General features: G+C 43.5%; 18 protein-coding genes and 3 tRNA genes. 14 read left to right on the top strand and 7 right to left on the bottom strand.

Features of this window, described 5'->3' with window-relative positions:
* Nucleotides 1-5 precede the first annotated feature (5 nt).
* Nucleotides 6-167: a hypothetical protein gene (locus tag N7U62_RS22400; RefSeq protein WP_264140349.1), complete on the bottom strand. Its 162-nt coding sequence runs from the start codon at nucleotides 165-167 to the stop codon at nucleotides 6-8.
* Nucleotides 168-340: 173 nt separating this feature from the next.
* On the opposite strand from N7U62_RS22400, the gene N7U62_RS22395 reads away from it, so the two are divergent.
* The 12 genes from N7U62_RS22395 to N7U62_RS22340 all read left to right on the top strand — a co-directional run bounded on the left by N7U62_RS22395 (nucleotide 341) and on the right by N7U62_RS22340 (nucleotide 9,536).
* On the top strand, nucleotides 341-1,630 hold the full coding sequence (locus tag N7U62_RS22395; RefSeq protein ID WP_264140348.1) for an MFS transporter: 1,290 nt from the start codon (nucleotides 341-343) through the stop codon (nucleotides 1,628-1,630).
* Nucleotides 1,631-1,782: 152 nt separating this feature from the next.
* Nucleotides 1,783-3,141, top strand: a complete 1,359-nt coding sequence (locus N7U62_RS22390; protein WP_264140347.1) for a 1-acyl-sn-glycerol-3-phosphate acyltransferase — start codon at nucleotides 1,783-1,785, stop codon at nucleotides 3,139-3,141.
* Entirely contained in the window at nucleotides 3,138-3,479 is a 342-nt protein-coding gene (gene arsC / locus N7U62_RS22385; RefSeq protein ID WP_264140346.1) for an arsenate reductase (glutaredoxin), read from the top strand. Before N7U62_RS22390 ends, arsC begins: the two co-directional genes overlap by 4 nt.
* A 160-nt stretch (nucleotides 3,480-3,639) precedes the next feature.
* Nucleotides 3,640-3,728 (top strand) — tRNA-Ser (locus tag N7U62_RS22380).
* An 11-nt stretch (nucleotides 3,729-3,739) separates the two neighbouring features.
* Nucleotides 3,740-3,816: transfer RNA gene (locus tag N7U62_RS22375), tRNA-Arg, on the top strand.
* Nucleotides 3,817-3,827: 11 nt separating this feature from the next.
* Nucleotides 3,828-3,901: transfer RNA gene (locus N7U62_RS22370), tRNA-Pro, on the top strand.
* A 170-nt stretch (nucleotides 3,902-4,071) separates the two neighbouring features.
* Nucleotides 4,072-6,306: a molybdopterin-containing oxidoreductase family protein gene (locus N7U62_RS22365; protein ID WP_264140345.1), complete on the top strand. Its 2,235-nt coding sequence runs from the start codon at nucleotides 4,072-4,074 to the stop codon at nucleotides 6,304-6,306.
* Nucleotides 6,303-6,836 (top strand): 4Fe-4S dicluster domain-containing protein, encoded by a 534-nt coding sequence (locus N7U62_RS22360; protein WP_264140344.1) that lies wholly within the window; start codon nucleotides 6,303-6,305, stop codon nucleotides 6,834-6,836. Before N7U62_RS22365 ends, N7U62_RS22360 begins: the two co-directional genes overlap by 4 nt.
* A gap of 4 nt (nucleotides 6,837-6,840) precedes the next feature.
* Complete coding sequence (gene nrfD, locus N7U62_RS22355) at nucleotides 6,841-7,782, top strand: NrfD/PsrC family molybdoenzyme membrane anchor subunit (protein WP_264140343.1); 942 nt, start codon at nucleotides 6,841-6,843, stop codon at nucleotides 7,780-7,782.
* An 11-nt stretch (nucleotides 7,783-7,793) separates the two neighbouring features.
* Nucleotides 7,794-8,327 carry a YeeE/YedE thiosulfate transporter family protein gene (locus N7U62_RS22350; protein ID WP_264140342.1) on the top strand — a complete coding sequence of 178 codons (534 nt, stop codon included), beginning with the start codon at nucleotides 7,794-7,796 and terminating at the stop codon, nucleotides 8,325-8,327.
* A 1-nt stretch (nucleotide 8,328) separates the two neighbouring features.
* Complete coding sequence (locus N7U62_RS22345) at nucleotides 8,329-8,931, top strand: YeeE/YedE thiosulfate transporter family protein (RefSeq protein ID WP_264140341.1); 603 nt, start codon at nucleotides 8,329-8,331, stop codon at nucleotides 8,929-8,931.
* A 2-nt stretch (nucleotides 8,932-8,933) separates the two neighbouring features.
* A complete protein-coding gene (locus N7U62_RS22340) occupies nucleotides 8,934-9,536 on the top strand; it encodes a rhodanese-like domain-containing protein (protein WP_264140340.1) in 603 nt (200 codons plus the stop codon).
* Between the two features lie 62 nt (nucleotides 9,537-9,598).
* Here the strand turns inward: N7U62_RS22340 and N7U62_RS22335 are convergent, their stop codons facing one another.
* From N7U62_RS22335 to N7U62_RS22310, 6 genes are all read right to left on the bottom strand, one after another.
* Nucleotides 9,599-10,180, bottom strand: a complete 582-nt coding sequence (locus N7U62_RS22335; RefSeq protein WP_264140339.1) for a YdeI/OmpD-associated family protein — start codon at nucleotides 10,178-10,180, stop codon at nucleotides 9,599-9,601.
* 16 nt (nucleotides 10,181-10,196) lie between these two features.
* Complete coding sequence (locus tag N7U62_RS22330) at nucleotides 10,197-11,657, bottom strand: tetratricopeptide repeat protein (protein ID WP_264140338.1); 1,461 nt, start codon at nucleotides 11,655-11,657, stop codon at nucleotides 10,197-10,199.
* Nucleotides 11,658-11,720: 63 nt separating this feature from the next.
* Nucleotides 11,721-13,223 carry a DUF748 domain-containing protein gene (locus tag N7U62_RS22325; protein WP_264140337.1) on the bottom strand — a complete coding sequence of 501 codons (1,503 nt, stop codon included), beginning with the start codon at nucleotides 13,221-13,223 and terminating at the stop codon, nucleotides 11,721-11,723.
* 180 nt (nucleotides 13,224-13,403) lie between these two features.
* Nucleotides 13,404-14,780 (bottom strand): NAD(P)(+) transhydrogenase (Re/Si-specific) subunit beta, encoded by a 1,377-nt coding sequence (locus N7U62_RS22320; RefSeq protein WP_264140336.1) that lies wholly within the window; start codon nucleotides 14,778-14,780, stop codon nucleotides 13,404-13,406.
* Between the two features lies 1 nt (nucleotide 14,781).
* Nucleotides 14,782-15,087: an NAD(P) transhydrogenase subunit alpha part 2 gene (locus N7U62_RS22315; protein ID WP_264140335.1), complete on the bottom strand. Its 306-nt coding sequence runs from the start codon at nucleotides 15,085-15,087 to the stop codon at nucleotides 14,782-14,784.
* A 28-nt stretch (nucleotides 15,088-15,115) separates the two neighbouring features.
* The gene (locus N7U62_RS22310) at nucleotides 15,116-16,216 is read right to left on the bottom strand and encodes an NAD(P) transhydrogenase subunit alpha (RefSeq protein ID WP_264140334.1); all 1,101 of its coding nucleotides are present in this window, start codon (nucleotides 16,214-16,216) and stop codon (nucleotides 15,116-15,118) included.
* Between the two features lie 283 nt (nucleotides 16,217-16,499).
* On the opposite strand from N7U62_RS22310, the gene N7U62_RS22305 reads away from it, so the two are divergent.
* On the top strand, nucleotides 16,500-17,285 hold the full coding sequence (locus N7U62_RS22305) for a sensor histidine kinase (protein WP_264140333.1): 786 nt from the start codon (nucleotides 16,500-16,502) through the stop codon (nucleotides 17,283-17,285).
* Nucleotides 17,282-17,920, top strand: a complete 639-nt coding sequence (locus tag N7U62_RS22300; RefSeq protein WP_264140332.1) for a response regulator — start codon at nucleotides 17,282-17,284, stop codon at nucleotides 17,918-17,920. The genes N7U62_RS22305 and N7U62_RS22300 overlap by 4 nt, the downstream gene beginning before the upstream one ends.
* Nucleotides 17,921-17,922: the final 2 nt, after the last annotated feature.

Raw genomic sequence — 17,922 nt, 5'->3', positions numbered from 1 at the left:
AGAGCTTAACTCGAAGCAATCAGCAGAAGTACAAAGGCACCCACCATCACCCAAAACTTGTAGGAAGCCAGAAATGGAATGATGACCAAATTGAGTTGCATCAACACCATAAAAACGACCAAAATGATAGCGATAAGTTTAAGTGTAAATCTTGTTTGACTGCTCATATTACGCTGATTTTAATTTGGCTCAATATTACAGAAAAGATTCCAAAATCAAGATTTGAAACTTGAGATTTGGCTGGTGAGTTGTACGATTGATTCACTATTAGAACCAGGATTTAAAACACCATTAACTTATTCCATCTCGCAATAATGAGATTTTTGGATATCTTGCCCTCATGATTTTAGATGACAAGAAAACCATCAACGCCTGGTGTTCCTATGACTGGGCCAATTCCGTTTACAACCTAATCGTAACTACTGCCATTTTCCCGATCTACTACAATAGCGCTACCAAAGCTGCTTTTGGTGGGGATCAGGTGACCTTTTTCGGATTGGAAATCAACAGTTCTGTACTCTACTCTTACGCGATATCTTTTTCCTTCCTAATAGCGGTGATTCTCTACCCTATCTTGTCTGGGATAGCAGACTACCGTGGAGCCAAAAAATCTTACATGCGCTTCTTCACCTACCTGGGTTCGGCCGCCTGCATGGGACTATACTTTTTCAATGGCGCTAACATCGAACTAGGAATTTTACTTGCCATCACTGCTAGTTTGGGCTATGCCTCATCGGTCGTTTTCTACAATGCCTTCCTTCCAGAAATTGCTTCTGAGAGCCGAATGGACGCAGTAAGCGCCAGAGGTTTTTCGATGGGATACATAGGCAGTGTTTTATTACTGATCGTCAGTTTGGTCATGATCCAAATGCCTGAAACATTCGGGTTCGATGGAGCTGGTTCTGCCACCAAATTTGTATTCCTGATGGTTGGACTCTGGTGGTTCGGGTTTGCGCATATTGCTTTTGCCAAATTGGAGGACAGACCAACCAAAAACAAAATCACTTCTGAGGTATTAAGTTCAGGTTTTAGAGAACTGAAAAAAGTATTTCACAGCCTCAAAGAGAACATCCACGCCTTAAGATATTTATCCTCCTTCTTTTTCTACAGCATGGGAGTACAAACCGTAATGCTACTCGCTCCCTTGTTCGCCGCAGAAGAAATAGGAATGGAATCAGCAGAAATGATCATCGTTATTCTGATTATTCAAATGGTAGCGATTGGCGGAGCATACCTGTTCGCCTGGATTTCAGACAGAAAGGGCAACAAAACCTCTATCATGACCGCCATCTTCATTTGGATCTTAATCTGCGTGTTCTCTTACTTTGTCGAAGACAAAAATCTATTCTATGGTTTAGCCGGCTTGCTCGGATTGGTGATGGGTGGTATCCAGTCAATATCTCGATCGACCTATTCCAAAATGATTCCAGAAGGAACCAAGGATACTGCTTCCTACTTCAGCTTCTATGACGTCACTGAGAAAATTGCCATTGTAATCGGTACGCTCACCTATGGGACCATACTGAACCTAACCGGCACCATGCGCAACTCTATCTTGTTCATGGTCTTGTTCTTTGGAGCTGGGATTGTCATTTTGATGTTCACTAAGTTGAGAAGGAAAGAAGCATAAAGCAGACAGCCCTGATAGTCAGAGATAAATATTAGGCTCATACAATTCCTGTTTCAAGCTTGGCATCATTAATTCATATGCAAAATGGATTTGCTTTTAGCTATTGGAATGCAGATATTGTTTGAAGCATCTAAGAACTAAAAGGACAAAATTTGATTTACCAAATACTACGTTGGATCACTCAGCTGGCGATTCATATCTACTATCGACGCATAGAGATCAATCGACCAGAGCTGCTTGGAATCAAAGGGCCACTGATCATCATGTCCAACCACCCTAACACGCTGATGGATCCCCTCATACTGGCCGCCCTGTTCAAACACCAGGTGGGCTTTCTTGCTAATGCCTCGATATTTGTCAACTCCATGGTCAATCGTGTATTTCGCTACTTGCAAGTGATCCCGGTCTACCGCCAACAGGATCTAGCTCCTGGCCAGGTACTGGACAATACCAAAAGCTTCGGAGCCTGCTACCAACACCTCGAAAAAAATGGCTCCTTGATGATTTTTCCTGAAGGGTCCAGCATACACGAGCTGAAGCTTAGAAAAATAAAAACTGGAGGTATTCGCATTGCATTCGGTGCAGAGGATAGAAACGATTTTGACCTTGGCATTCAAATCTTGGCAGTGGGGCTTTATTACAGCAACCCTCTTAGATTTCGCAGTAAGGTCTATTTGAATTTCGGCGAGCCTTTTACACTCAAAAATTATCAAGAAAACTATCAAAAGGATGAAATCAACACTGTCCAGACCCTGACCGCTCAATTAAGAAAATCCATGGAGGAGTTGACCATTCATATCCCAGATGAGGGGCAGGAAAAATTATTCATCCAAATTAAAAAACTGTTCAAGAAAGAACTGACCAGGGACCTGCGAGCCGAGCAAAACCAAATTGCAGAATTCAACATCAACAGAGAAATTTCCTCAGGTATTCGTTTCATCAGCCAATACTATCCCGAAAGCTTCGACCAGCTCAAAGACAAAATCAATACACTGGATCAATTGGACGAACAATTGCACGTCAAGAGCAATTTTGAAAGAGGAAGATTGAAACAATGGATGCTTTCGTTCGTGAAAATACTAAGCATGTTGCTAGGCCTGCCTTTCTACCTCTTTGGGGTCATCCACAACTATATCCCCTATCGGATTCCGCGTATTCTTGCAGAAAAAATCACCCACGAAAAGGAATACCACGCCTCAGTCTCGATGGTGATCGGTATATTCATATTCCCACTATTTTATGGGATATACCTATGGAGTCTCACATGGATTTTCTCTCCACCCCCGCCAGACTTTGCATTGGCCTTATATTTCATATTGATGGCCATCACGGGGCTTTTCAGCTATTCCTATTATAGATTTGCCTTGCGCAATAGTTATTTTCTCAGGATAGTATTGAGCGCTTCAAAAAAGGATCGTCTGCAACACTTTCTGGATCTTAAAAAAGAAGTAAAGAGAGATTTGGATTGGGCCAAGACCCAATATGTAGAAAGAAACAAAAACGAAAAATGACTAAAATATATCACAACCCCAGATGTCAAAAAAGCCGACAAGCACTTAGCATTCTGGAAGAGAAAAAAGAAGAATTCGAAATCATAGAATACCTAAAAACACCGCCAAGTCAGGAAGAGCTCAAAGGACTCATCCAAATGCTGGGAATCACAGCTGAAGATTTGCTCAGAAAGGGAGAAAAAATCTTCAAAGAGGAATTCAAAGGCAAGGCGCTGAGTGAGGACGAATGGATAGAAGCTATGGTCAATAACCCCAAGCTGATCGAGCGCCCAATCGTAATCAAAGGCGACAAAGCAGTGATAGGACGTCCTCCAGAAAAGGTCATCGAAATTTTGTAAAACCTAAATCCAAGGGACTCAAAGCCTTAAAAATTAATCCGAAATTTTTAGGCTTATTTTCCTTTCTCACTTTGCAGTTCTCAAAATAGTTATACTATATTTGCATCTCGTTTTTGAGGGGTACGAAAGAGTACTCAGGAAATGAGGAGAATTTAGTCCCGGAGAGGTGGGTGAGTGGCTGAAACCACATGTTTGCTAAACATGCGAACGGGTTAAACCGTTCCGGGGGTTCGAATCCCCCTCTCTCCGCAATAAGTTCTGGTCTGCTAGCTCAACTGGATAGAGCAACTGCCTTCTAAGCAGTAGGTTTCAGGTTCGAGTCCTGAGCGGATCACCAGATTAAAAGTTCGGGATGTGGCGCAGTCCGGTAGCGCACCTGGTTTGGGACCAGGGGGTCCCAGGTTCGAATCCTGGTATCCCGACGAACTTTACAAAAGCTCAGCATGTTGCTGAGCTTTTTTGTTTTAAGGCTTTCCTTTCGTTCCAATGATCTCCATACATGAGTCAACATGATATAGCTCAGCTTTTTATGTAACAATTGTAACACATGGCAGTTAGTGGTGTTTCTAACTTTCTATAAAAGTTTTTCGCCATGTACAACCGTCGGGATTTCATCAAAATTACATCTCTTGGCCTGGGGAGTGCCGCACTTGCCACGACATTTTTTGATTCTACCACAGCCAGCATTTTTGCTTCTCAGATAGATAGCACTATCAAATTCTCCCAAACCCCTACCTACTGTGAAGTCTGCTTCTGGAAGTGTGCAGGTTGGGTTACCAAAAACGAAGAAGGAGAAATATGGAAAGTAGAAGGTCATAAAGATGATCCACACTGTAATGGGCGACTTTGCCCAAGAGGTACAGGTGGCGTAGGTATGTATCATGACGAGGATCGACTGAAGAAGCCGCTGATGCGGGTAGAAAAAGATGGCAAGCAGACTTACGTAGAGGTGAGCTGGGATGAAGCACTGGACTTCATCGCCAACAAAATGACCGAGATCAAGGAAAAGTACGGTCCTGAATCTATGGCTTTATTTACCCATGGTTCTGGTGGTAAATTTTTAGGTCATCTGATGAAATCCTATGGCTCTCCGCATATCACGGCACCTTCTTTTGCGCAGTGCAGAGGCCCAAGAGAAGTGGCTTTCTATTCTACTTTTGGGGAAGGGGTTTACTCACCGGAGCGTACGGATATCCGGGATACACGCTGCTTGGTTTTAATCGGGTCTCACATTGGTGAAAACATGCACAATGGTCAGGTGCAGGAAATGTCCGAAGCGATAGAAAAGGGCGCGACTATCATTACAGTTGATCCCCGTTTTTCTACCGCGGCTAGTAAGTCCAAACATTGGCTCCCAATCAAACCAGCGACAGATTTAGCTCTGTTATTGGCCTGGACTCACGTGATCATCAACGAGGGCTGGTATGACAAAGAATATGTAGAAAAGTACTGCTTTGGCTTTGATCAGCTTAAAGCGCACGTCCAACAATATACGCCAGAGTGGGCCTATGGGGTCACCACACTGGAACCAAAGCAAATCATAGAGACGGCCAGAGAGATGGCCAAGGCTGCTCCTGCTGTGATCGTTCATCCGGGTCGTCACGTTACCTGGTATGGTGATGATACGCAGCGCTTGCGTGCCGTGGCGATCTTGAATGCACTGCTTGGATCCTGGGGTCGCAGAGGAGGTTTTTACTTCCCAGATAAAATTTCCATCCCAAGCTATCCACACCCAGAATATCCAAAAGCGACAAAATCCTATTTGGATGCTATGAAAGGCAAGTACAACCTAGCCTCTGAAGTGATATCCAATGGTCTCTGCGAAGTGACTGTTCCTTCGCCAGAACGGGATTGGAATATCAAAGGCTGGATCGTGAACGGCACGAATCTAATTCACACCTTGCCTGATCAAAAGAAAACCATGGAAGCCATTCAGAGCCTTGAGCTGATGGTGGCCATCGATACCATGCCAATGGAGATCACTGGATATGCAGATGTGGTGCTGCCGGAGTGCACCTACCTGGAGCGCTATGATGCGATTAGGAATTCTCCTCATCGCGATCCGGTCATTTGCCTACGTATGCCTGCGGTCGAGCCAAAATATGATTCTAAGCCAGACTGGTGGATTGCCAAGGAGCTGGGGGAGAAGCTGGGTTTGAAAGAATACTTCCAATATAAGGACATCGAAGAGATGCTGGACTGGCAGCTCAAGAAAGTAGGCAGCTCGCTCAAAGAGATGCAAAAAATAGGCGTGAAGACCTTTAAAAGAAAATTTGATGATCTGTATCTGATCGACGGGCAGGATTTTGAATTCAATACCTCTACCGGTAAAATAGAACTCTACTCTACCGAACTCGCCGCAGAAGGTTTTGATCCACTACCGAGCTTTACAGAGCACAAACAACCGCCTGCCGGATTCTATAGACTCAACTATGGTCGGGCACCGGTGCACACCTTTAGCAGAACAGCTAATAATCCGAATCTCTCTGCCATTATGAAGGAGAATGACCTTTGGGTCAATCCTAAGGTTGCCAAGCAATGGGGCTTGAAAAATGGCCAGTATGTATGGCTGAAGAATCAGGATGATATCGTTTCTACCTTTTCTATTAAGGTGCGCGTAACGGAACGTATCCGCTGGGATTCTGTCTATATGGTTCATGGCTTTGGTCATTCGGAGAAGAATCTGAGCCGAGCTTTCGGCAAAGGAGCTAGTGATACCGAACTGATCAGCAATGTGAAGGTCGACCCGATCATGGGCGGGACTGGTATGCGTGAGAATTTTGTGACTTTTCTAACTGAGGACCCTAAACCAAAAGAAGAAGTATGAGATACGCTATGGCCATAGACACCAAGAAATGCGTGGGATGCAACGATTGTGTAGTCGCCTGTCAAATCGAAAACAAGGTACCGGAAGGATTCTGCCGGGATTGGGTGGTAGAGGCCGTGAGCGGAACCTACCCCAATCTGGAACTGGAATACAGATCTGAAAGGTGCCACCATTGTGCGAATGCACCCTGCGTACGCTGCTGTCCAACGGGCTCCAGCCATATTGTCGAAGGAGGTATAGTGCTAGTGGATCATGATAAGTGTATTGGTTGTGGTGCCTGCATCGCTTCCTGCCCATATGATGCCAGGTATCCGCACCCGGACGGCTATGTGGACAAGTGCACTTTCTGCATTCACAAAGTCAGGAAGGGGGAGCAACCGGCCTGCGTATCCGTGTGCCCAACGAACTGCTTGTACTTCGGAGATTTAGACGATCCGAATAGCGAAGTGTCCAAAAAAATCAAGGAAAGAAAATACAAAAGGCTGAAGACAGAAGCCGGAACTGACCCACAGTTGTACTTTTTAATTTAATGACATGGAAGAGGAACTTATCATCAGCGGCAGAATGAATGATCGGGTAGACCCGACGTTGAACATATGGCATTGGGAGATTCCTTTCTACCTATTCGTAGGAGGGTTAGCAGCCGGAATTCTTTTCTTCGCAGCTTTCTATTATCTCAATGGCAAGGAAAAGGACTATCCCACAGCTGTAAAGATCGCGCCAATGTTTACGCCCTTTTTGTTGATCTTAGGCTTGATCGCTTTGTTTCTGGATTTGAATCATAAGCTTTATTTCTGGCGCTTGTATACGACGATCCGCTTGGAGTCTCCCATGTCCTGGGGAGCCTGGACCCTCATGGTGGTGACGCCTTTGTCTTTCATTTGGTCTGCCATTCACCTCAAGGAGGTCTTCCCAAAGTGGGATTGGAAATTTGAGGTCATCAATAAACTGGAGCAGTTTTTTATCAATCACAAAAAGCATCTGGCCTGGCTGATGGCTGTTTTTGCAGTCTTGTTGGGGATTTATACCGGCGTATTGTTGAGAGCCTTCAATGCACGACCACTCTGGAACACTTCGATTTTGGGACCGCTGTTTCTGGCTTCTGGCTTATCGGCAGGCGCGGCAGTAGTCGTACTATTAACCAAAAATGAACTGGAGCGCAAGCTGTTTAGCAAAATAGACATCATCATCATCGTCGCAGAGCTGTTCTTTATCATCCACATGTTCATGGGCTTATTAGCGAGTACACAGGTACAAATAGAAGCTGCTCAGCTGTTTTTGGATGGTCCTTATACCTTGCCCTTCTGGATTTTTGTGGTGTTTCTTGGGATGCTGGTTCCGGCCTTGTTGGAGTTTTTGGAGTTGCGCGGACAAAGGATCCCGGCAGTCATTCCGGTTGCCTTGATTCTCATGGGTAATGTCATGCTGAGGTTTGTCATCGTGTATGCCGGACAGGCGAGTCGATACTTGTATTAAATAATTGAATGATGGAAAATCATAATTACATCACGCACAAAACCAAATATATGAACCCCTACATCGCGGGGTTGATCTTGGGATTTGTGTTGTTAGGTGCATTCTACCTGACTGGTCGAGGCTTGGGTGCCAGTGGCGCGATGAAAAGCGTAGTGGTCACCAGTGTAGAGACCGTATCACATGAAAAGGCTGAAAACTCAGCTTTCTATTCGAAGTATATCGCGGATGGCAAAAATCCGATGAGTAGCTGGCTGGTGTTTCAGGTACTGGGCGTGTTGGTTGGAGGCTTTTTGTCTGGAGCCTTATCTGGTCGATTGAAACTGACCAATGAGCATTCTCCTAATATTACTTCCCACAAGCGTATCGTCATGGCGGTATTGGGAGGCATGTTGTTCGGGTTTGGTTCCCAGCTGGGGCGAGGGTGTACGAGTGGAGCAGCACTGAGCGGGATGGCGACTCTTTCGCTGGCTGGGTTCGTGACGATGGTGGCCATCTTTGGTACTGCTTTTTTGTTTGCTTACTTCTTTAGAAAAAACTGGATTTGATATGGGACCTATTATTCCAATAAATGAAATTTCTCAGGAGCTGAATTTTCTTATCGCCTTTGTGATTGGGATAGGATTTGGTTTTGCTCTGGAGCAGGCCGGTTTTTCTTCCAGCCGCAAGTTAGCCGGTATGTTTTATGGCTATGACACTACCGTGCTGAAGGTGTTTTTTACCGCGGCGCTTGTTGGGCTGATTGGCCTGGGCTTGCTCAATCATTTTGAGATGATTGACATGAGCATCGTCTATATCAACGAATACTATATGAACTCTGCCATAATCGGCGGGGTGATTATGGGGATCGGCTTCATTGTGGGGGGATTCTGTCCTGGTACCAGTGTCTGTGCCGCCGCTATTGGCAAGATAGACGCGATGGCTTATCTGGGAGGCTCTTTGATTGGTATTTTCATTTTTGGAGAAACCTATCCTTTGTGGAAAGATCTGTATATCAAAAACTATCTGGGTGACATCAAGTTGTCCACTGCTTTGGGATTGTCTGATGGGCTGATGGTCTTTCTGGTGATCATTGCCGCGGTAGTCATGTTTTGGGTTGGAGAATGGGCCGAGAAGAAATTTAATCGTCCGGATATCACTAAAGAGATTTAATCATGAATGTGCGTCAAATATTATCGGTCTTGTTCCTGATGATAGGAACCATCGCTGCGATCCTACCGAATGAACCGACCAAATACAGGAAGTTCAGTATGGAAGAACTCGACCAGGAGATGAAAAAGGACATGTACTATTTTTCTACTGATGAGGTGGCTCATTTGATTATTTCTGGAGATCCTTCTTTTCAGCTGATAGACTTGAGGCAAAAGGCAGATAGTATGATCAATGGGGCGATCAATATTCCGGCAGATAGTGTGCTGAATGAAAAATACGAGGGCTTGCTTTACCAGTCTGCTCGTCAGACCATTTTGTATGGGGATGATGAAGCAAGGACAATTAGTGCGTGGAAGGATTTGAAGTTTCGAACTTACCCCAATGTCTATATGCTGAGAGGTGGGATTCAGGCCTGGAAAAGCGACATCCTGAATCCTGAACATCCAGGAATCAGCGCAGCGCAGGATGAGCTCGATATCTACGAGCGACGAACAGCGGCCAGACAGTATTTTACAGGAGCTAAGGCGATTAAAAAGGCGGATATTCAAATCGTATTGCCAGCAGGTGGTAGAAAGAAAAAGAAAGTGCAGGGAGGCTGTAGCTAAGGACTATCCAATAAAGTATGATGAGAGATTAAGGTTAAGAGGCTCGGTGTAAGTCGGGCTTCTTATTTTCTATAGCGATCGTGCAACCCTACTCCTGCCAAAATCAACGGCTTCATTTTTTCCAATCGAGCTTTCTTGGTTTCCACTCTTTTGGCATTGAGAATATGCTCGGCGAACTCTCTCTTTTTAGAATGCGAAAAGGCTTCAAATGCTTCATACAAAATCGCATCTTCATCCAGGGCGGCTTGCAACTCTTCAGGCATTACGATTTCCTTCTTCTGAGGTTTAATCATCTTTCCAGCCTTCTGGTTATCGATTGCTTCTTGAATGTAGGCAAGCACCAAATCCTCCTCTATCTCATCAAAGGAATTGAAACGCCACTGCCTCATGCCCTGTGCGGAACCATCTGCAGTCACCAACCTATTCTTCACATCCTTCAGAAAAACACCCTGAAAAAACCAAAGGCCAAAGTAGGACTTAAATGCTCCTAACCCAACAACATTTTTATTATCTAAGGTATACACCGGAAATCCCCATTTGATCGTTTCTTGCAATTCTGAAGTCGCAAGGAGTCCTCTCAGGTAGATCAATTCTTCTTGCCATTGTTTATTTCTGATGATGTACTCATCTACGGTTTTGCTCATGTCCATAGGCATAGATTTAGACGATCTTGACTATTTGCTGGAAGGCTTCCTTCCTGTTACTCACACCCATTTTGGAATAGCTGTTCCTCAAATGAAACTTTACCGTATTGACAGAGATAAAAAGCTTATCGGCAATCTCAGTATTGGACTTTCCCTCGACTCCCAACTTAAAAACCTCAAATTCCCGCTCAGTCAGGGGCGTATTCAGTTTATAATTAAGCTCAACCATATTCAACTCCATTGACAGCTCCGAAGGTCCTGCCTGTAGTTCCATGAACCGCTTTTTCAAGGCCTCATTTTGAAGCTCCTGTGCTTCTTTCTCAGCCTTCATTTTTTTGGCTCTAAGCGAGTAAAAAACCACAGTCAATACGACCAACAAAATCCCCACCGTGATGGCCCCATAGAGGCTCGTCTGAGCTTGGGCAAGATTAGCATCCTTCAACTCATTGGCAAGCGAAAGCCGTTCGATCTCGGCTTGCCTTTTTTCAGCCTGATACTTCTCCTGAAGTTCATTGATTTGCTTGGATTTTTCAGAATTGAAAACCTCCTCTTTGGCTGACTTTTCTTTCTTCAAGAAGGCCAGAGCAGCTTCGTAATCCCCTCTTTCCTCTGTGATACCCGTCAATAGTTCAAGTGCAAATATCTCATCCTGAACCAGGTGCTGTTCCCTTGCCAACTCTAACGCATCCATGGCAATAGTCTGAGCTGCTGCCAGCTGACCTGCAGCCAATTTATTCTCCGACATACTCAGCAGGGTATTCTGCACCCCTGACTTGGAATTCAGTCCTTTATACACTTTGAGCGCCTGGTCATAAAACTCATCAGCCCTGTCAAAATCTTCTAATTCGGTGTAAACCGTCCCGATATTCAAATAAGCATTACCCAGACCATAAGCATTACCAATCTTCTTAAAAACAGCCGCAGATTGCTCATAATAGGGCAACTCCTTTTCATGCTTACCTAGATAATTATAAATAATGCCAAGATTGTTAAGCGCATGACCCCAACGTATCGAATCTCCAAATATCCGAGACATAAATTCTACTTTCTTGAAATAATCGAAGGCCAAAACGTAGTTCTCCTGATACATGAAATCGATCCCTAAATTATTGAGACCATCGATCAGGGTCAGTGTGTCCTTGTATAGCTCTGCCTTTTTTATTGACTGAAAAGAATAATAATTGGAAGAATCATAAGAGGCTAAAAAACTGTATGAAGTGGCTATGGCTAAATAAGAACGGGCAGAAAGTGAATCCCACTCATTATCAGTGATTTCCTTGTGTGCTTTTTGAGATAAATACAATGCGGTATCTGGATCCAATTCGGCATATCGCTTAGCGAGATCTACAAGCAAATAGGCATGTTCCTGATCCCCTACTTCAAAATGTTCGAGCGCTCTACTCAAACTATCAATTTGATTTTGTGCCAGTACATGATGGCAAAAGAATAGTAGAAAGGCAGGTAATATAGTTCTCACAAGATGAAATTAACCATCTCATCGAGTAGTCCCAAATAAATAAAGAATTTTAGCAGCTTTGATCTAAGCTGCTTGAGGCTTATTCATTCGAACGGAGGCCATGATACCGGTTTGTAAGCTACGCCACCAATAACCTATGTCCAATTTAGATTTGTCTCTTACGAAAGCAATCGGGCCTTCTTTATAATTGATTTGGCCGGGTTGATTTTTCTTCTTTATCACGAATGCATTGGCGAGGAAACTGCTAAGGTTTTGATTCAGGTTCCGTGTCTCATTGCTATGATCCACAAACTGCAACGCCAAATCATCATAATGCATGTGAAGCAATCCCTTGGATTGATGTTCATCATATTGAAAATCGAAATCCAGATCGCTTAGCCATCCCGACTTGACTTTTACCCCAAACGAAGAAATGGTCATCTCATTCACCTTTTTCATATCCATAGCTGACAGGGTTCCATTAACTTTAGTCTGCCCTGGAGAGGGCTGAAACTCAAAATGTGCATTGAGCCTTCCCGCCTCTTGGAAACTGGCCTGGGCATCCATGATCACTGGCATATCAGGAGTCGTATTCAAATTATAAATACTCGCGTATAGACGGTCAAAATGCAAATTCCCCATTCTGTCTACCCCATGTTTCTCTCGATAAGAAACTGAAGCTTGAATGACTGTCACTGTATCCAAATGAATCAACAATGGTATTTCCTTTAACTGATCAATCAAAAGCTTCATATCTGATTTTTCACTTTCGGTCAAGGTCTTGTCCTTGTAGATTTTTATTTCTGCAGAGTCCAGAGAGACTCTCTCGCATTGAAAGCCATTGGCCTCCCACTCGGAAAGGTCCATACCATTCATTTTCAAACTAGGCAGCGCCAAATCCACCCAATCCCTCTGATGAGGAAACTGATCGACAAAAGCCGCCTGATCCAAAGAGCTTTTGTAATGAATCCCATTGGCCAGCAATTGTCCCAAATCCAGATCCACCCACAGAGAATCTAAAGTCACCAAAGTAGCGGCTTCCAACGATCTGTGCTGCAAATCGTGGAGCGTTAACAGGCCCTGGCTTACCCCTTCACCCATATCTCCTCTCAAAGCCTCCAACTTGAAAACAAACTGTGTACTATTGTCCTCACCTGTGTAATCAAATTGCCCATAGGCAATATCCAGACGATCTACACCAAAATGCTTACCTGACAATTGAAACATCTGCTTGGAGGTATCTGCTTCGATAGATTCCTGCTCTAATGCTATCAGCAAAGAATCCATACTGACGGATTCTGCTTTGAAACCAAAGGCAGGCAACATACTCAGTAGATTAATCTTCCTTACTTTTAAATCAACGAAAGAAATACTACCGTACTGATCAGAACTAAAGGTGATCTTGTCAAAGGCGACCGATCTGGAGAGCAAATCAAAATCGGCTCCTGTTGATTCCACTTGTATATCTTGCTTGCTAAGTCTGCGATCTATGAAATACCCTATGTTATCCTCAGCCAAAAAATAAAGGCCTGGGATCACCAGTAGGAAGTAAATAGAAAAGATAATTCTTGATCGCTTTTGATTCATAATTCGGTTTATGAGAGTGCTTTTGGTCTCAGTTGGTCAAGGATGACATGAGTATTACAAAAACTTTGCCGAAAATCTACCCGCCCTATGATGAGAGTAAATCAAATAGCTCCAAAACAAAAAAACACCATCCGTCCAGATGGTGTTTTGAGTAATCATGCTTAGTTATGATTTTGACATTTAGTCCATGGATTTGACCTCTTCATTTAGCTTTTCGATGGTAGCTTTCGCATCACCGAAGAGCATTTTGGTTTTATCATGGAAGAAAAGTGGGTTTTCAATTCCCGAATATCCTTTGTTCATACTTCTCTTGAGTACGATCACATTTTTACTTTTCAATATCTCTAATACTGGCATACCATAAATCGGGCTACCCGGATCATCCAATGCCGATGGATTCACTACGTCATTGGCACCTACTACCAGACACACATCCGTATCGCTGAGCATCGCATTTGCATCATCCAAGTCGATGAGTTTGTTGTATGGCACATCCGCCTCTGCCAATAACACATTCATGTGACCAGGCATACGTCCCGCTACAGGGTGTATCGCATAGTTCACATTCACACCACGCTCGGTCAAACTCTTATCCAGTTCCTTACATGCTTTCTGTGCCTGAGCTACCGCCATACCATATCCAGGAATCACCATTACATTAGTAGCATATCGCATCATGATACCTGTATCATTGGCAGTGGTTTCTTTCACCTCTCCTTCAGGACCGCCAGCAGCTGAGGCAGTAGAACCTCCGAACCCTCCTACGATCACGTTGATCAGAGAGCGGTTCATCGCCTGACACATGAGTACTGTCAGGATCGTACCTGAAGAGCCCACCAAAATCCCTCCTAAGAGCATCACCATATTGTCATAAACAATACCAGCCAAAGCAGCTGCAATACCCGTAAATGCATTGAGTAAGGAGATAACCACTGGCATATCCGCTCCACCAATAGGTAGTACGAAAGTAAATCCATAGATCAGAGAAACAGCCAGAATGATCAAAGGCAAGTATTCGATCTGCCCCATGGCCACTACTTCGTATCCAATCAATCCCAAACACAGCGCCAACCATATCAAGTTGAAGTAGGAAGAGATTCCGCTCCTCCAGTCATTGACCTTTCCACTGAGCTTGCCATAGGCAATCAACGAACCAGTGAAAGCTACGCCACCTATGAACAAGGCCATATAAGTGGTAGCTCTTGCGCCAATACTCGTAGCAGCATCAAAATTGTAAACCTCGATGATAGAAATGGCTACCGCACAGGCTCCACCAAAACCATTGAAAAGCGAAACCAATTCGGGAATGGCAGTCATAGCGACTTTCTTAGAAAAAACCAGACCCAAAACAGACCCAATTGCGAGAGTAATGATGATCAAGGCATAATTCCCCTGATCATTTTCGATGGGATCGAACATGGCTACCAAAATAGCCAATCCCATACCGCAAGCGGCAATAATATTTCCTTTTGCCGCTGTGGCTGGACTACTGAGGCGTCTCAGCCCGATGATCAAAAGGACAGTTGATAGTATATATAATAAGTTGATGTATTGCATTTTATTTCTTTTTGAACATTTCCAACATACGGTTGGTCACAGCGTGCCCCCCTACTACATTGATGGTGCCGAGGATGATTCCTAAACCACCGATAGCCAGAGACAAATAGTCGTCGCTAGCTGACTGTCTCACGAGGATAATCGCCCCGATGATCACAATGCCACTAATGGCATTAGATCCAGACATGAGTGGTGTATGCAATACAGTTGGGACCTTGGAAATCACTTCAAAGCCCAGGTATATCGTAATGATCCATAAGTTAATGGTCAATACATTATCTTTTAGATAATCTAAAATTTCTAACATTTCTTCAGGTGTTAAATATCAAATAAGACTAAGCTGAAACCGATTCTTCCTGCTCCACTTTGAGCAAAGTATTCTTGACGATTTCATTGTCATAAGGAATGTTGTCTTTCCCTTCCTTCAGTACAAAGGATAGAAAATTGTATATGTTGTTGCTGTATACAAAGCTAGACTGTGCTCCCATATGATTGTAGAGTTTAGTATCACCTATAATTTTGACACCTTCAATCTCTACTGTTTCATTGTCCTTTGACAAAGCGACATTACCTCCACTGGCAGTAGCCATATCGATGATCACTGAGCCTGCCTTCATGGCCTTGACTGTTTTTTCCTCGATCAATAGTGGTGCCTGTCTGCCCGGAATGTTTGCTGTCGTGATTACTATATCAGACTTCATGGCTGTCTGATGAATCAACTCCTTTTGCTTAGCGATGTATTCGTCTGACTGCTGGATGGCATATCCACCGGCATCTGCACTCTCCTGTGCTCCTTCTACTTCGATGAATTTGGCTCCCAAACTTTGAACCTCCTCTTTTACTGCAGAACGAACATCAAAAACCTCTATCATTGCACCCAGACGCTTGGCTGTAGCGATGGCTTGTAGACCGGCTACTCCTGCCCCCAGCACCATTACTTTAGCTGGCGGAATCGTACCTGCAGATGTAGTCATCATCGGTAGATATCCCCCGAAATTATCGGCACCCAACACGACTGCTTTGTATCCCGACAGAGAAGCCAAAGAGGACAGCACGTCCATTGATTGTGCTATGGTTGACCTTGGCAACAAGTCCAGACTGTATGCATTGGCCTCACATTGCTTGAGAGCTGTCAAAAGCTCAGATTCTACTCTACCGTTAAACTTACCTATGATCATGGCCTCTTTTTTGACCTGATCCAATTCGTCGATATTGATTCCAAACACTGTCAATAATATATCGGACTGGGCGAGCACCTCTTTTCTCGGTGCTACCTTTACTCCCAGCTCTTCATATTGATCATCTGGATAGTTCGAAGCAGCGCCGGCACCTGTTTCTATCATGATCTCAAAATCCCCTTTTTGGTATTTCGAAACCACCTTTGGCACCATGGCTACTAAGTTTTCTTCAGTACATTTTAATACCCCTATTATCATCACTGATTTTTTATGTTTTCAAAGACTTAGCTACTTGCTAAATATCAAGATGGGTGAGTGTTGTTGTTTAGTTTTTTGGTGTGGCGAAGATATGAGTTTGATGAAAAAACTACGTAGTAATTATGTTAATATATTAACACATGTTTTTAATTCTACACACAAAAGACCATGATTGATACATATTATTTCACTCTTCCAGTTGATTTCAGCAAATATCCCAAAATTCTGGTATTACATACTAAATATCAGCGCATTAACTTTTTCACTTTAAAAGTGAAAAGCGATGATTACAACCCTAACCATAATTGGACTTGGCCTGATAGGCTTCATTACACTGGACGTGATCCAAAGAAAAAAAAATAAAAAGAGCCTTGATACACTCCAGCAGGATATCAACAAATATCACATCTATGGCAAATTCCATCATCTGGAAGTTGAAACACTCAACGGTCTGATTAAATCCAACGATGAAGAGCGCAAAGTAGTGATCAACGAACTGCACGAAAACATTGGAAATAAGATCGCTGCTGCTAAAATGCAATTTGGTGCCATCCAAAATCAAGAATTGATAGAATCTAATTATTATCAAAGAGGACATGTCCTGCTAGATGAGGCTGTCAATGACACCAGACAGTTGGCTTACAACATGTCTGATCGGGAAATATCAGAGTTCAACATTATCAATTCGCTTAACAACATCAAGCAAACTATTGACAAAGAGGGACAAATTCATTTCGGGCTGTTTCACCATGGAGTCGATAAAAAATTGGGTAACGAACTTAGTCTGACACTTTTCAGAATGGTTCAGGAACTCATCACCAATGTTCTGGTTCATTCTAAAGCCAACCATGTCACATTGCAGTTAAGCAAGTATGCTGGAGAATTAATTCTCACTGTAGAAGACGATGGTATTGGATTTGATCCGCAAGCGCTTAACTTTATAGAAAGAAAAGGTTTAGGTCTGAAAGGAATCAAACAAAGTATCAATCGTCTCAGGGGACAGTTGTTCATAGATTCCACTCCGGGTCATGGAACCACAGTCACTATAGAGATACCAGTAGCAGCATGATAAAAGTATTGATAGCAGATGATCACGAAGTAATTGTAGAGGGTTTAAAAGCCCTGTTGAATACCAGTAAAGAATTAGAAATTTTAGGACATGCCAGCAATGGCCTGAAAGTGATGGAGTTTCTCAGATCCAAAAAAGTGGATGTGATCTTGCTCGACATCAACATGCCCGAAATGGATGGGATGGAAACAACCAAAGCCATCCGAAAAAACTACCCGGATGTAAAAATCCTAATCTTATCCATGTACAACAAAGCTGAGTTTATCAGAAACCTAGTCGAACTCGGCGCACATGGCTATGTACTAAAGAACACCCCACATGCAGAACTCGTGGCTGCCATTAAAAAAGTCCATTCAGGTCAGGAACATTTCAGCACAGAAGTACAAAACACCATTGAGGAAAGCCTAAAGGCTAATGGTAAAACTGGACCAGCCTACCTCACAGATAGAGAAAGAGACATCATCAAACTTTTGGCCGAAGGAAATACCACCAGCGAAATTGCCAAAAAACTCTACCTAAGCACTCATACCGTTGACACCCATCGCAAAAACCTGATGGCTAAATTGGGCCAAAAGAACATCGCTTCATTGGTTCGCTTTGCAGTGGAAAATGGATATGCGGGGGAGCAATTTTGAAA

It is taken from the genome of Reichenbachiella ulvae (genome assembly GCF_025833875.1).
GTDB classification, from domain to species: Bacteria; Bacteroidota; Bacteroidia; order Cytophagales; family Cyclobacteriaceae; genus Reichenbachiella; species Reichenbachiella ulvae.
The sequence above is the reverse complement of the archived record's forward strand: the minus strand, read 5'-3'. Positions and strand labels throughout refer to the sequence as shown.

What these genes read in the sequence shown, in the direction of transcription:
- N7U62_RS22400 (WP_264140349.1), bottom strand. Translation starts at nt 167, where the DNA reads ATGAGCAGTCAAACAAGATTTACACTTAAACTTATCGCTATCATTTTG.
- N7U62_RS22395 (WP_264140348.1), top strand. Translation starts at nt 341, where the DNA reads ATGATTTTAGATGACAAGAAAACCATCAACGCCTGGTGTTCCTATGAC.
- arsC (WP_264140346.1), top strand. Translation starts at nt 3,138, where the DNA reads ATGACTAAAATATATCACAACCCCAGATGTCAAAAAAGCCGACAAGCA.
- N7U62_RS22365 (WP_264140345.1), top strand. Translation starts at nt 4,072, where the DNA reads ATGTACAACCGTCGGGATTTCATCAAAATTACATCTCTTGGCCTGGGG.
- N7U62_RS22360 (WP_264140344.1), top strand. Translation starts at nt 6,303, where the DNA reads ATGAGATACGCTATGGCCATAGACACCAAGAAATGCGTGGGATGCAAC.
- nrfD (WP_264140343.1), top strand. Translation starts at nt 6,841, where the DNA reads ATGGAAGAGGAACTTATCATCAGCGGCAGAATGAATGATCGGGTAGAC.
- N7U62_RS22350 (WP_264140342.1), top strand. Translation starts at nt 7,794, where the DNA reads ATGGAAAATCATAATTACATCACGCACAAAACCAAATATATGAACCCC.
- N7U62_RS22345 (WP_264140341.1), top strand. Translation starts at nt 8,329, where the DNA reads ATGGGACCTATTATTCCAATAAATGAAATTTCTCAGGAGCTGAATTTT.
- N7U62_RS22340 (WP_264140340.1), top strand. Translation starts at nt 8,934, where the DNA reads ATGAATGTGCGTCAAATATTATCGGTCTTGTTCCTGATGATAGGAACC.
- N7U62_RS22335 (WP_264140339.1), bottom strand. Translation starts at nt 10,180, where the DNA reads ATGAGCAAAACCGTAGATGAGTACATCATCAGAAATAAACAATGGCAA.
- N7U62_RS22325 (WP_264140337.1), bottom strand. Translation starts at nt 13,223, where the DNA reads ATGAATCAAAAGCGATCAAGAATTATCTTTTCTATTTACTTCCTACTG.
- N7U62_RS22320 (WP_264140336.1), bottom strand. Translation starts at nt 14,780, where the DNA reads ATGCAATACATCAACTTATTATATATACTATCAACTGTCCTTTTGATC.
- N7U62_RS22315 (WP_264140335.1), bottom strand. Translation starts at nt 15,087, where the DNA reads ATGTTAGAAATTTTAGATTATCTAAAAGATAATGTATTGACCATTAAC.
- N7U62_RS22310 (WP_264140334.1), bottom strand. Translation starts at nt 16,216, where the DNA reads ATGATAATAGGGGTATTAAAATGTACTGAAGAAAACTTAGTAGCCATG.
- N7U62_RS22305 (WP_264140333.1), top strand. Translation starts at nt 16,500, where the DNA reads ATGATTACAACCCTAACCATAATTGGACTTGGCCTGATAGGCTTCATT.
- N7U62_RS22300 (WP_264140332.1), top strand. Translation starts at nt 17,282, where the DNA reads ATGATAAAAGTATTGATAGCAGATGATCACGAAGTAATTGTAGAGGGT.